At 61.8% G+C, this 13,140-nt stretch carries 12 protein-coding genes; 8 read left to right on the top strand and 4 right to left on the bottom strand.

The genetic code is table 11. The annotated features are described in order from the left end of the window. Nucleotides 1-95 precede the first annotated feature (95 nt). The 4 genes from HWE01_RS15485 to pdxR all read right to left on the bottom strand — a co-directional run bounded on the left by HWE01_RS15485 (nt 96) and on the right by pdxR (nt 3,591). The gene (locus HWE01_RS15485) at nt 96-1,103 is read right to left on the bottom strand and encodes a zinc-binding alcohol dehydrogenase family protein (protein ID WP_241822271.1); all 1,008 of its coding nucleotides are present in this window, start codon (nt 1,101-1,103) and stop codon (nt 96-98) included. Between the two features lie 277 nt (nt 1,104-1,380). After that, entirely contained in the window at nt 1,381-1,662 is a 282-nt protein-coding gene (locus tag HWE01_RS15480) for a type II toxin-antitoxin system YafQ family toxin (RefSeq protein WP_241822270.1), read from the bottom strand. After that, nucleotides 1,649-1,912 carry a type II toxin-antitoxin system RelB/DinJ family antitoxin gene (locus tag HWE01_RS15475; protein ID WP_241822269.1) on the bottom strand — a complete coding sequence of 88 codons (264 nt, stop codon included), beginning with the start codon at nt 1,910-1,912 and terminating at the stop codon, nt 1,649-1,651. The genes HWE01_RS15480 and HWE01_RS15475 overlap by 14 nt, the downstream gene beginning before the upstream one ends. Nucleotides 1,913-2,010: 98 nt before the next feature. Continuing rightward, nucleotides 2,011-3,591: a MocR-like pyridoxine biosynthesis transcription factor PdxR gene (pdxR, locus tag HWE01_RS15470; protein ID WP_241822268.1), complete on the bottom strand. Its 1,581-nt coding sequence runs from the start codon at nt 3,589-3,591 to the stop codon at nt 2,011-2,013. A gap of 136 nt (nt 3,592-3,727) precedes the next feature. On the opposite strand from pdxR, the gene HWE01_RS15465 reads away from it, so the two are divergent. The 8 genes from HWE01_RS15465 to HWE01_RS15430 all read left to right on the top strand — a co-directional run bounded on the left by HWE01_RS15465 (nt 3,728) and on the right by HWE01_RS15430 (nt 13,043). Next, entirely contained in the window at nt 3,728-5,008 is a 1,281-nt protein-coding gene (locus tag HWE01_RS15465) for a 4-aminobutyrate--2-oxoglutarate transaminase (RefSeq protein WP_008326189.1), read from the top strand. Nucleotides 5,009-5,107: 99 nt separating this feature from the next. Then, nucleotides 5,108-6,232 carry an ABC transporter ATP-binding protein gene (locus tag HWE01_RS15460; protein WP_192811552.1) on the top strand — a complete coding sequence of 375 codons (1,125 nt, stop codon included), beginning with the start codon at nt 5,108-5,110 and terminating at the stop codon, nt 6,230-6,232. A gap of 186 nt (nt 6,233-6,418) precedes the next feature. Next, nucleotides 6,419-7,462 (top strand): ABC transporter substrate-binding protein, encoded by a 1,044-nt coding sequence (locus tag HWE01_RS15455; RefSeq protein ID WP_175342801.1) that lies wholly within the window; start codon nt 6,419-6,421, stop codon nt 7,460-7,462. An 82-nt stretch (nt 7,463-7,544) separates the two neighbouring features. Further along, nucleotides 7,545-8,828, top strand: a complete 1,284-nt coding sequence (locus HWE01_RS15450; RefSeq protein ID WP_008326186.1) for an ABC transporter permease — start codon at nt 7,545-7,547, stop codon at nt 8,826-8,828. A gap of 40 nt (nt 8,829-8,868) precedes the next feature. Further along, nucleotides 8,869-9,702 (top strand): ABC transporter permease, encoded by an 834-nt coding sequence (locus tag HWE01_RS15445; RefSeq protein ID WP_008326185.1) that lies wholly within the window; start codon nt 8,869-8,871, stop codon nt 9,700-9,702. 30 nt (nt 9,703-9,732) lie between these two features. After that, on the top strand, nt 9,733-11,190 hold the full coding sequence (gabD, locus tag HWE01_RS15440) for an NADP-dependent succinate-semialdehyde dehydrogenase (protein WP_241822267.1): 1,458 nt from the start codon (nt 9,733-9,735) through the stop codon (nt 11,188-11,190). A gap of 276 nt (nt 11,191-11,466) precedes the next feature. Beyond that, nucleotides 11,467-11,742 carry a helix-turn-helix domain-containing protein gene (locus HWE01_RS15435; protein ID WP_241822266.1) on the top strand — a complete coding sequence of 92 codons (276 nt, stop codon included), beginning with the start codon at nt 11,467-11,469 and terminating at the stop codon, nt 11,740-11,742. Beyond that, entirely contained in the window at nt 11,739-13,043 is a 1,305-nt protein-coding gene (locus HWE01_RS15430) for a HipA domain-containing protein (RefSeq protein ID WP_241822265.1), read from the top strand. The genes HWE01_RS15435 and HWE01_RS15430 overlap by 4 nt, the downstream gene beginning before the upstream one ends. Nucleotides 13,044-13,140: the final 97 nt, after the last annotated feature.

The following is a 13,140-nucleotide window of genomic DNA, read 5'->3' as shown; positions in this document are numbered from 1 at the left end:
TGACCCAAATTCGCGCCTTGCACTTCATCCCAAACGGGACTCGCTCGCACTCACGCCTATTTATGAAATGGGTTCTACTCAGGCCAGCCTGCTGGCTACGCGGCAAAGCCTTCCAGCACAATCTTCCCCTTCGCCTTGCCCGACTCCAGCAAGGCATGCGCACGCCGCAGGTTCTCCGCGCTGATGCGTCCGTAATGCTCCCCGGTAGTAGTACGCAACACGCCCTCATCCAGCAATTGCGACACTCGTTGCAGCAGCTCATGTTGACGGATCATGTCGGCGGTCTGGAACATCGAGCGGGTGAACATCAGCTCCCAATGCAGTGAAATACTCTTGCGCTTGAGCGGCACCGCATCCAGCGTGGCCGGGTCATCAATCAGCGCGAGCTGGCCTTGCGGGGCAAGCACGTCGATGATCTGCGCATAGTGCTCATCGGTGTGGGTCAGGCTGATGACGATATCGACCGCCGGGATGCCCAACTGCTCCAACTGCGGCTTGAAGGGCTGGCTGTGGTCGATCACGTGATGCGCGCCCAGCTCGCTCACCCATTGCGCCGTGTCCTTGCGCGAGGCGGTGCCGATCACGGTCAGTTGCGTGAGCTTGCGCGCCAGCTGGGTCAGGATCGAACCAACACCACCGGCCGCCCCGATGATGAGCAGGCGCCGTCCCTGCCCCGCTCCTTCGGCCACGCCCACGCGGTCGAACAACAGTTCCCAGGCGGTAATGGCGGTCAACGGGATGGCGGCGGCGTCAGCATGGTTCAGGCTGGCGGGCTTGCGGCCGACGATGCGTTCATCGACCACGTGCAATTCGCTGTTGGCGCCAGGACGGGTGATGTCGCCGGCATAGAAGACCTCATCGCCCGGCGCAAAGAGCGTAACCTTCGCACCGACCGCGCGCACCACGCCACTGACGTCCCAGCCCAGCACACGGGCTTGGCTGGCGCTGGCGCGGATCTTGGTATCGACCGGATTGACGGAGATGGCCTTGACCTCCACCAGCAGGTCATGCTCGCCGGGGACGGGATCGGGCAAGGTGGTCGCGGACAGGGAAGCAGGGTCGTTGATGGCCTGGGCTTGCGGGTTGGTGATGATGGCTTGCATGGAAAATCCTCTTAGATGAACCTAAAAAATGGGCACTGACTATGTACGCTGCTTTCAGCCTTTGCCATGACAGGGCGATATGAAGCTAGAACCCATTTCATCAATCTTAGGGACGAGTGTGCCAGCCAACCAGCCTTGGTCGGCAGAAAGAGTTTCATCGTGGAGACGAAAATACGGGATGTGTGCTGGCCTGCTCAGAAGCCAGCACACATCCCGAACATGGCGAACACTACGCAGTGCGCATATTGGCTCGGAATCAAGCTTGTTCTCTGTCTGGTCAAAGACCAAGCTCACTATGCGAGCCGAGTCGAACAAGCTGCAACGATTCCAGGTCCGGTTTTCGATAGATCAGTACCAAGTCCGGCTTGACGTGGCAATCGCGGTGGTCCCTCCAATCGCCCGTGAGGGCGTGATCATGATAGCGGGCGGCCAACGATTGATCTGTGGCGAGGGCTTTCACGACTGCCAACAGATCGACCTCGAGCGTCGCCCGATGCTGCCCCTTCACTTCGCGCTTGTAGTCCCGTTTGAACTGGCCAGTGCGCTCAATCCTCCGCATTCAGATCCGCCAGGAGTGAATCAAGGTTGTCGAAGCTCTTCAGGTTACCGGCCCGTGCTTCACGCATGGCGGCAATCGTCGTGTCATTCGGAACCAGAGGCTCAAACGGGAGGGCTTTCTCGCGAGCAATGCGAGTCAGCATGATGCGAAATGCGTCAGACACGGTGAGACCCATCGCGGCCAAGACGATAGATGCCTCTTCCTTGATGTGCCCGTCAATGCGAGCACGAACAACTGCGTTTTCAGCCATGATGTGCTTCTCCTGTTAATTGAGCTACATTGTAGCCCAAATGGGCCGCACGTACAGTCTCCATGCAGCCATCTTGGCGTTAGCAGCCGCCCCAACGTTCACGCAACGCCCGCCAAATGCGGCTTGATCACCGCCGCCAACTGGTCGAAGGCGCGCGCAATCTCATCATTGGGCACGCTCGCATAGCCCAGCAGCAATCCCCGCCGCGCTCCCCGTGCAGCCATGTAGTACCGCGACAGCGGACGCACGACGATGCCCGCCGCCAGCGCCTGTTCACAGATAAGCACATCGTCGCACTCCTGCGGCAAACCCAGCACCAGATGCAATCCGGCCTCGCCGCCGGTGATGGTCATCTTCTCGCCGAAATGACGATTGATGGCCTGCTGCAGCAGTTGCAGTCGCTCGGCATAGAGCACGCGCATCTTGCGGATGTGCGAAGCGAAGTGGCCCTCGGCCATGAAGTCGGCCAGCGTGGCCTGCAAAAATACCTGACCGTTGCGGTACAACTCCGCGATGCCGGTGGCAAACGCCTTGGCCAATGACTCCGGTACCACCAGAAAACCGATGCGCAGCCCCGGAAACATGATCTTGCTGAAGGTGCCCATGTACAGCACCCGGTCCTGCGTATCCATGCCCTGCAGCGAGGCCAGCGGACGGCCGCCGTATCGGAATTCGCTGTCGTAGTCATCCTCGATGATCCATACCTTGTGCGTGGCCGCGTACTCCAGCAGCATGCGCCGCCGCGACAGGCTCATCACCATGCCCAGCGGATACTGGTGCGAGGGGGTGGTGCAGATGAAGCGCGGAGGACGGCGCAGATTGGCCAGCCGCATGCGCATGCCCTCCTGATCCACCGCAATGGGCACCGACTGGATGCCCAGCGAATTGAGTACGCTGCGGGTGCCCCAGTAGCAAGGGTCTTCCACCCAGGCGGTATCACCATGCTCGCCCAGCAGCTTGACCACGATGTCGATGGACTGGTGGATGCCGGTGGTGATGAGCACCTGCGAGGGCGTGCAATTGACCGAGCGCGCCACGCGCAGGTACTCGGCGATCTGCTCGCGCAGGCCGGCATAACCGGCACCGGGGCCATAGGTCAGCAAGTCCGAACTGGAACGGCGCCAGTGCTTGTTCTGCAGGCGTCCCCAGATCTTGTGCGGCACACAGGTCACATCAGGCACGCCCGGCATGAAGGCGCCCCACTGGCGTTCGCCCACGCCGGCCTGGCGCGTGAGCAGGGCCCCGCGCGCCGAGAGTTCGGACTTGCCGGAAGGGTCGGTCAACGGCTCCTTGCGCTCCACCGCCTCGGGAATCTGGTCGGGTGCCGTATCGGCCACGAAGGTGCCGGACCCGGTGCGACTCTCCAGATACCCCTCGGCCAGCAACTGTTCATAGGCATAGGTCACCGTGTTGCGCGAGGTCCCCAGCTCCAGTGCCAGGTCACGCGAGGAGGGCAACTGCATCCCCGCAGGCAAGGTGTGGGCCAGGATGGCCTCACGGATCAACTGGTAGATCTGGCGATTGACGGGCATGCGTTCACTGCCGGATTTCCCGTTTTTAAGGGACTTCGCTGCGCCGCTTTCACGGCTGCTCGCGGCCTTGCCCTTGGCCGGTGCGGGCCTGACCGGCGAACGATTGATGCGCAGCAGCAGATAGTCGGACAAGGAGGCGAGTTTCAAGTGGCACCATCAGATATTTGAAATTGGCTCTATATTACAGTGCCACTGCGGTTTTATATTGTTTCCCGATTCAGCAATTTCCTGCCCATTTCTGCGCCCTGAGGCGCCATTCAACGAAGCAAGATCGGAGCAAGCCATGACCAGCAAGGCCACCAACCAAGCGCTGCAAGAACGAAAGAATGCCGCCACCCCGCGCGGCGTCGGCGTGATGTGCGACTTCTACGCCGAACGCGCGTCCAATGCCGAGCTGTGGGACGTGGAGGGCCGCCGCTTCATCGACTTCGCCGCCGGCATCGCCGTGCTCAACACCGGCCACCGCCATCCCAAGCTGCTCGACGCCATGCGCGCCCAGCTCGACAAGTTCACCCACACCGCCTACCAGATCGTGCCCTACGCCAGCTACGTGGAACTGGCCGAGCGCATCAACGCGGTGACCCCCGGCAACTATCCCAAGAAGACCGCCTTCTTCTCCACCGGCGCCGAGGCCGTGGAAAACGCCATCAAGATCGCCCGCGCCCACACCGGCCGCCCCGGCGTAATCGCCTTCGCCGGCGGTTTCCATGGCCGGACCATGATGGGCATGGCGCTCACCGGCAAGGTCGCGCCCTACAAACTGGGCTTCGGTCCCTTCCCCGGCGACGTCTTCCATGCCCCCTACCCCAGCGCCTTGCACGGCATCACCAGCGAGGATGCGCTGGAGGCCGTCAAGGGTCTCTTCAAGAGCGACATCGAAGCCAAACGCGTGGCCGCCATCATCCTGGAACCCGTGCAGGGCGAAGGTGGTTTCTATGCTGCCCCGGCCGACTTCATGCGCGGCCTGCGCGCCATCTGCGATGAGCACGGCATCCTCTTGATCGCTGATGAAGTGCAGTCCGGTTATGGCCGCACCGGCAAGCTGTTTGCGATGGAACATTACGATGTCCTGCCCGACCTGATGACCATGGCCAAGAGCCTGGCCGGTGGCATGCCGCTGTCGGCGGTGTGCGGTCGCGCCGAGATCATGGATGCACCCGCCGCCGGCGGCCTTGGCGGCACCTATGCGGGCAACCCGCTGGCCATTGCCTCGGCACTGGCGGTCTTGGATGTGATGGAAGAAGAAAAACTGGTGGCCCGTGGTCAGCGCCTGGGCGACAAGCTGCAGGAGCATCTGAAGGAACTGCGCTCGACCGTGCCGCAGATCGCCGAAGTGCGCGGCGTGGGTGCGATGGTGGCCGTGGAGTTTGCCGACCCCGCCACCGGAAAGCCGGATGCGGACTACACCAGGAAGGTCCAGCAGCATGCTCTGAACAATGGCTTGCTGCTGCTGTCCTGCGGCAGCTACGGCAACGTGATCCGCTTCTTGTTCCCGCTGACGATTCCCGATACCGTCATGGATGAGGCACTGGGCATCCTGTCCAAGGCGATCAAGCTGGCCTGAGTCTTGCATTGCAAGGCAGCTTTCAGCAGTGGGTTAGAAGGGCCGGACGAAGTATCCGGCCCTGAGGATAAGAGAGGATCGATGATGGCAGCTCATGCAATGAAGCAATCGGCGCAAGCACACGCGCCGGCCGCCGGCAGCGGCACTGACGTGCTGGTGCAGTTCTGCGGCGTGAAGAAAACCTACGATGGCGAAAACCTGATCGTCAAGAATCTGGATCTGGAGATTCGTCGCGGTGAATTCCTGACCCTGCTGGGCCCCTCCGGCTCCGGCAAGACCACCTGCCTGATGATGCTGGCCGGTTTCGAGTTCCCGACCGGCGGCGAGATCCGTCTCGATGGCCAGTTGCTCAACCGTGTGCCGCCCCACAAACGCAACATCGGCATGGTGTTCCAGAACTATGCGCTGTTCCCGCACATGACCATTGCACAGAACGTGGCCTATCCGCTGTCGGTGCGCAAGATGGACCGCGCCACCCGCGAAGCCAAGGTCAAGCAGGCGCTGGACATGGTGCAGATGGGCAAGTTCGGCGACCGCTATCCGACCCAGCTCTCCGGTGGCCAGCAGCAGCGCGTGGCGCTGGCGCGCACGCTGGTGTTCGATCCGCAACTGGTGTTGATGGACGAACCGCTGGGCGCGCTGGACAAGCAACTGCGCGAACACATGCAGCTCGAACTGAAGGCCCTGCACAAGCGCCTGGGCGTGACCTTCGTCTACGTCACCCACGACCAGAGCGAAGCACTCACCATGTCGGACCGCGTGGCCGTGTTCGACCAGGGCGTGATCCAGCAACTGGCCCCGGTGACCGAGCTCTACGAATATCCCGACAATCAGTTCGTCGCCAACTTCATCGGCGACAACAACCGCTTCACCGGCACCGTGGAATCCGTGCAGGGCGAACACTGCACGGTGCGCCTGGCCGATGGCACGGTGGTCACCGGACTGAACGTGCATCGCGCCCATGCCGGACAAACCATCGCCGCCTGCGTGCGTCCGGAACGCATCCGCCTGGCCGCCGGCGGCAGCGCCGAACCCAACAGCATTCGCGCCACCATCGCCGGGCTGATCTATTTTGGGGATCACGTGCGCGTGCGCTGCACGGTCACGGGGCAGGACGATTGCTTCGTCAAGCTCTCGCTGTCCGACCCGGCCCTGGCCGGACTGAGCGAAGGCAGCAGTGTGGTGCTGCACGTGGCGCAGGACCGTCTGCGCTGCTTCCTCTGATTTTCAGATACTCCCGTTTACTTAGTTTTTTGAGTTATTCCGTTTTTGTTCTTTTGTCGCACCTGATGTTCAGCAGTCCCGTTCGAAGAGCAAGGCAACCCAGAGTGCCGCTCGGTTTTTACCAAGTTCAACACCGTCAACACCGTCAACACAGTCAACACGCACGATAACCAACGAGGAACAACAATGAAACGCCTGACACCCGCCCTGCTGTCCCCGCTCTTCCTGGGCTTGCTGTTTTCCGGTACGGCTTCTGCCGCAGAACTGACCCTGGTCAACTTCGGTGGCGCCAATGGCAATGCGCAGAAGGTCGCCTACGTGGAGCCCTTCGAGAAGAGCACCGGCACCAAGGTCGTGACCGCCGAGTTCAACGGCGAACTGGCCAAGGTCAAGGCCATGGTCGAGACCAAGAAGGTCAGCTGGGACGTGGTGGAAATCGATGGCGGCGACTTGACCCGCGCCTGTGACGATGGCCTGATCGAAAAGCTGGACCTGGCCAAGACCATCAAGAAGAACGACTACATCCCCGAAGCCACCGTCAGCGAATGCGGCATGGGTGCCTTCGTCTGGTCCACCGTGCTGGCCTACAACGCCGACAAGCTCAAGACCGCGCCGACCAGCTGGGCCGATTTCTGGGATACCAAGAAATTCCCCGGCAAGCGCGGCATGAAGAAGAGCGCCCAGTACAACCTGGAGTTCGCGCTGATGGCCGATGGCGTGCCGGCCAAGGATGTCTACAAGGTGCTCTCCACCAAGGAAGGCGTGGATCGTGCCTTCAAGAAGCTGGACCAGTTGAAACCCAACATCCAGTGGTGGGATGCCGGCGCCCTGCCGGCGCAGTTCCTGGCCTCGGGTGACGTGGTCATGGCCAATGCCTACAACGGCCGTATCGACGCGGCCCAGCGCGAAGGCAAGAACCTCAAGGTGGTGTGGAACGGCAGCGTCTATACCCTGGATTACTGGGTGATCCCGAAGGGTTCGCCGAACAAGGCCCTGGCCGAGAAGTTCATCAGCTTTGCCAGCCAGCCGGAAAACCAGAAGGTCTACGCCGACAACATCGCCTACGGTCCCGTCAGCAAGGGGGCCTTGAAGCTGCTCGACGCCAAGACCCTGAGCAACCTGCCGACTTCTCCCAACAATGCCAAGGATGCGTTGAAACTGAGCCTGCAGTTCTGGACCGACCACGGCGAGGAACTTGAGCAGCGCTTCGCTTCCTGGATCGCGAAGTAAGCCTGCATGCTGCCCGACAGCGATCCCGCCTGCGCTGGCCGGATCGCTGTCTTGAATTCCGCTGCCACCGGACACCCGAGACATGACCACCATCGCCACCCGCTCCGCCGCCGCCATGCCCCTGGCCGAACCTGATCCGCAGCAACTCAAGCGCGACCTGCGCGCCGCCCAGACCCGCAAGCGCCTGGGCGCAATGGCCCTGATCGCACCGCTGGCGATCTTCCTGCTGCTGACCTTCGTGGCCCCCATCGTGGTCCTTCTGCAGCGCGCCATCGAGAATCCGGAAGTCGCCACCACCCTGCCACAGACCGTGGCGGTCCTGTCGAAGTGGGATCGACGCTCGGCCCTGCCCGACCAGGCCTATTCCGCCCTGGCAGAAGACCTGGCCCGTGCCAAGGAAGACACCACCGCCGGCAATCTGGCACGGCGCCTGAATATCGAATTTGCCGGTGCGCGCTCGCTGGTGATGGGTACGACACGTGCCATGCCGCTGCGCGATGCCGATGGCAAAGCCTTGAGCCCGGCTGCCGCGCGCGAGGCCATCATCGCCCTCAATGAACAGTGGGGCCAGCCCGAGGTATGGCGCGTGATTGCCCAGAACGGCTCGCTCTATTCTCCCTACTACCTGCTGGCTTCGCTGGACCTGCGCCAGAACGTCTTCGGTGATATCGAAGCTGTCGCCCCCGAATCGGCCATCTACCGCACCATCTTCGGCCGCACGCTGTGGATGAGCGCAGTGGTCACCATCATCACCCTGCTGCTGGCCTATCCGCTGGCCTACTGGCTCTCCACCATGCCGGAGCGCCGCGCCAACCTGCTGATGATCCTGGTGCTCATTCCCTTCTGGACCTCGATCCTGGTGCGCGTGGCCGCCTGGATCGTGCTGCTGCAATCGGAAGGACTGGTCAACAAGGCGCTGATGCTGACCGGTCTCACGCACTCGCCGCTGGAGCTGGTATTCAATCGCGTGGGGGTCTACATCTCGATGACCCACATCCTGCTGCCCTTCATGATCCTGCCGCTCTACAGCGTCATGAAGTCGGTGCCGCCCACCTATCTCAAGGCCGCCGTGTCGCTGGGCAGCCATCCCTTCGCCGCCTTCTGGCGCGTGTACGTGCCGCAGACCTATCCGGGCATCGGTGCGGGCGTGCTGCTGGTGTTCATCATGGCCGGTGGCTACTACATCACACCGGCGCTCCTGGGCGGACCGAATGAACAGATGGTGAGCTACTTCATCGCCTACTTCATCAACACCACCATCAACTGGGGCATGGCCTGTGCCCTGGGCAGCCTGTTGCTGGCGGCGACCCTGGTGCTGTACGGCGTCTATCGTCGCTTTGCCAAGGTCGATGTGGGCATGAGCTGAAGCCATTGAAGAATCCACCGAAGAATTCAGGAAATACACCATGAACAAACCCCCTCTGTTTCCGCCCTACACCTCGCTGGTGGAACGCGCCTGGTTCTTTGCCTCGCGCAGTTTCAACCTGCTGGTACTGCTGTTCCTGGTCTTGCCTATCCTGGTGATGATTCCGCTGTCCTTCTCCGACAGCAGTTTCCTGATGTATCCCATCCAGGGCTTCTCGCTGCGCTGGTACGAGAACCTGTTCACCTCCGACGAATGGGTGCGCGCCGCACAGAACAGCTTCATCGTCGCTCCGGCCGCGACCGTCATTGCCACCGTACTGGGCACGTTGGCGGCGGTCGGGCTGAACAAGGCCGATTTCCGTGGCAAGGGCATCGTCATGGCGATTCTGATTTCGCCCATGATCGTGCCGGTGGTCGTGGTGGGGGTGGGCGTGTATCTGTTCTTCGCGCGCATCGGTCTGGCCGACAGCTACCTCGGCCTGATCCTGGCCCATGCGGCGCTGGGCGCGCCCTTCGTGGTCACCACCGTGCTGGCCACGCTGCAGGGCTTCAATCACAACCTGGTACGCGCCAGCCTGAGCCTGGGGGCGAGCCCCTTGCGCACCTTCTTCCGCATCACCTTGCCGGTGATTGCGCCGGGCCTGATCTCGGGGGCTTTGTTCGCTTTTGCAACTTCCTTCGATGAAGTGGTTCTCACCCTGTTCGTGGCCGGGCCCGAGCAAGCCACCCTGCCGCGTCAGATGTTTGCCGGCATCAAGGACAATATCAGCCCGACCATCGCCGCCCTGGCGACGATCCTGATCGTGTTTTCGACCTGCCTGCTGCTGGCCCTGGAATGGCTGCGCGGGCGCAACAAGGCCGCAGCGCGCTTCTGAGCCCTGTACCTTCCCTGACGGAGAAACGACATGCTGCAACAACTCAACGATCCTTCCCTGCTGCGTCAGCAGGCCTATCTGAACGGCCAGTGGTGCGATGCCGACCAGGGTGCCAAGCTTGAGGTCCACAATCCGGCCAATGGCACCCTGCTGGGCAGCGTGCCCATGATGGGCGCGTCCGAAACCCGCCGCGCCATCGAAGCCGCCAACGCCGCCTGGCCGGCCTGGAAGAAGAAGACCGCCAAGGAGCGCAGCGCGATCCTGCGCCGCTGGTACGAACTGATGATGGCCAATGCCGACGACCTGGCCCTGATCATGACCGCCGAGCAAGGCAAGCCGCTGGCCGAGGCCAAGGGCGAGATCGGCTATGCCGCTTCCTTCATCGAGTGGTTTGCAGAAGAAGGCAAACGCACCTATGGCGATACCATTCCCTCGCCTTCGCCGTCCAATCGCATCGTCGTCATCAAGGAAGCCATCGGGGTCTGCGCGGCGATCACGCCGTGGAATTTCCCCGCTGCAATGATTACCCGCAAGGCCGGCCCGGCACTGGCCGCGGGTTGTCCGATGGTCTTGAAGCCCGCTGAAGCCACGCCCTTCTCCGCGTTGGCCCTGGCCGTGCTGGCCGAACGTGCCGGTGTGCCGGCGGGTGTGTTCAGCGTGGTCACCGGCACTCCCAAGGAGATCGGTGGCGAGATGACCTCCAACCCCATCGTGCGCAAGATCAGTTTCACCGGCTCCACGGGCGTGGGCAAGCTGCTGATGGAGCAAAGCGCATCGAGCATCAAGAAGCTCTCGCTGGAACTGGGCGGCAATGCGCCCTTCATCGTCTTTGACGATGCCGACCTGGATGCTGCCGTGGAAGGGGCGATTGCCTCCAAGTATCGCAACGCCGGTCAGACCTGCGTCTGTGCCAACCGGATTTACGTGCAGGATGGGGTGTATGACGCCTTCGCTGCCAAGCTGGTGGAAGCGGTCAAGAAACTGAAGGTCGGCGACGGCATGGAGAACGGTGTGACGCAAGGTCCGCTGATCAACGAGCAGGCCGTCAAGAAGGTGGAGCAGCACATCGCTGATGCAGTCGGCAAGGGCGCGCGCGTGCTGCTGGGCGGCAAGCGCCATGCGCTGGGCCACAGTTTCTTCGAGCCCACCGTGCTGGCCGATGTGACGCCGGCCATGCAGGTGGCCCGCGAAGAGACCTTTGGTCCGATGGCACCGCTGTTCCGTTTCAAGACCGATGAGGAAGCGGTGGCCCTGGCCAACGATACCGAATTCGGGCTGGCCAGCTATTTCTACTCACGCGACATCGGGCGCATCTGGCGTGTGGCCGAAGGACTGGAGTCGGGCATGGTGGGGATCAATACCGGGCTCATCTCCAATGAGGTCGCGCCGTTTGGCGGGGTCAAGCAGTCGGGATTGGGGCGTGAAGGGTCGCACTTCGGGATTGATGATTATCTGGTGGTGAAGTATTTGTGCATGGGGGGAATCTGAGCGGCCAGATGGCTCACCACATCCACTGACCCGCGCCGGTAGTTTTGCATTACCGGCTGCAAGCCGCCGCGCCGCTGTGACTGCAGCCGCGCGGCGCTTTTGTATCTGGCCTGTGCTCGCATAATCGGGAAAACTTGCGCAGCATTAAAGAGCAATATTGCTTTTTTAATGATAATGCGACCGGTTTGGCAGATAAAAGAGTGTTTTCACACTTTTAACTTGATTGCGGCATGAAAATTACGATAATAGAGCGATATCAAACGCTTAGGATGCACCATGAAAGTCACCTCGCCGCAAGAACTGGGCAGCGTATTGCGCGCCGTGCGGGTAGGCCTCAACGTGCCTCTGGCCGATCTGGCTGAGACATTGAACACCTCACAAACCTTGTTGCGACGGCAGGAGCAGGGCGAGGCGACGGTAGCCGTAGAAAAGCTGTTTTCAGCCATGCGAGAACTGGGCATTGAAGTGCACCTCTCGCTGCCTCCTCCGCTCGATGAACGCGCCATTGCTGCCTCAGCGCAGGATGGCAAGCGCAGGCGGGCACGCCCATGAATCGGCAGCTCGACGTCTTCATTGATGAGAAGCGGGTGGGCCAGCTTTTCGAGAACACGGGCGTGTGGTCCTTCCGATATGCGCAGGACTGGATCAACACCGGGCACGAACTCTCTCCCGGAATTCCGCTGACAGCCGGGCTGCATCAGGACGAAGGCACGATGCGTCCGGTGCAATGGTTCTTCGACAATCTACTGCCCGAAGAAGGCGCACGGCTGGAATTGATAGCCTTCATGAGGAAGGACGCCGCGCAGACGGTCGACGCCTGGTCCATGCTGGAACACTTCGGTGCCGAATCTGCCGGCGCAATCACCTTGCTGGCACCAGGTGCGACATTGCCGCCCTCGACACTGGTGCCGCTATCACACGAAGAGTTGGAAACGCGCATCCGTGCCATGCCGCGACAACCACTCTCGGCGACTGCACCGAAGAAAATGTCACTGGCCGGTGCCCAGCAGAAGATCGCGGTGGTGCTGCAGGAGGGCCAACTTTTCGAACCGACCGGCAGCCTGGCATCGACCCATATCCTCAAGCCCGATGTGCCGAGCGCCCACTATCCAAGCAGCGCGGTCAACGAATGGTTCTGTGCGAGGCTGGCGCAAGGACTGGGCTTGACGGTGCCGAAAGTTGAGCTGCGCTACGTCCCTTCACCCGTCTACATCGTGGAGCGCTTCGACCGCAAAATCGAGGCGGACCGGGTACGCCGCCTGCATACACTGGATGCGGCCCAGGTCCTGTCGCTCTCGGCCGCAGCCAAATACGCACATTCCGGCATAAGGGCACTGCTCGATATCCTGGAGAAATGCCGCACTCCGGCGACCGCTCGTACCGCATTGTTTCGGTGGACGCTCTTCAACATCCTGATCGGCAACAGCGATGCACACTTGAAGAATCTCTCGCTGTATGCCGGCACCGACGGCTACGAACTGGCACCGCATTACGATCTGCTCAGTATCGGCGCATGGGCGCGGCCGGAACTGCTAGGGCCGGGTGAAGCATGCTGGCCAGACATTCCGATGTCTTTCCCTGTGGCCGAAGCACGCCATTACAGCGAGCTCACGCTGACGCACTTGCAGACGTTCGCGCGGCAACTGGGCGTGGGCAACGTCAGCTTCCGGCGCGAAGTCTCGCGGATGATCAATCAGGTCGAAGCGACCTCGCTGGCATTGCAGGAAGAATTCGCCGCCCGCAGCGACGTTCCGGCACATCTTCGGGCGTCTCAGTTGCGCATGCTCGGCAGCATTCATCATCTGGCCATCAAGACCATGGCCAGGCAACTCGGGGCGGCGGCGCGCGGATAGTTGCGGCTTCTTCTGCGACGCTCATTCTGGTCGCGAAATCCCTGCACATGCGCAAGATTTAAGAAGGCCCGCTGCACAGAACACACATCGAAGGCCG

The sequence above is a fragment of the Herbaspirillum sp. C7C8 genome (genome assembly GCF_022627875.1).
Lineage (GTDB): Bacteria > Pseudomonadota > Gammaproteobacteria > Burkholderiales > Burkholderiaceae_D > Herbaspirillum.
Note: the sequence above shows the minus strand (reverse complement) of the source record. Positions and strands in the feature narration are given on the sequence as shown.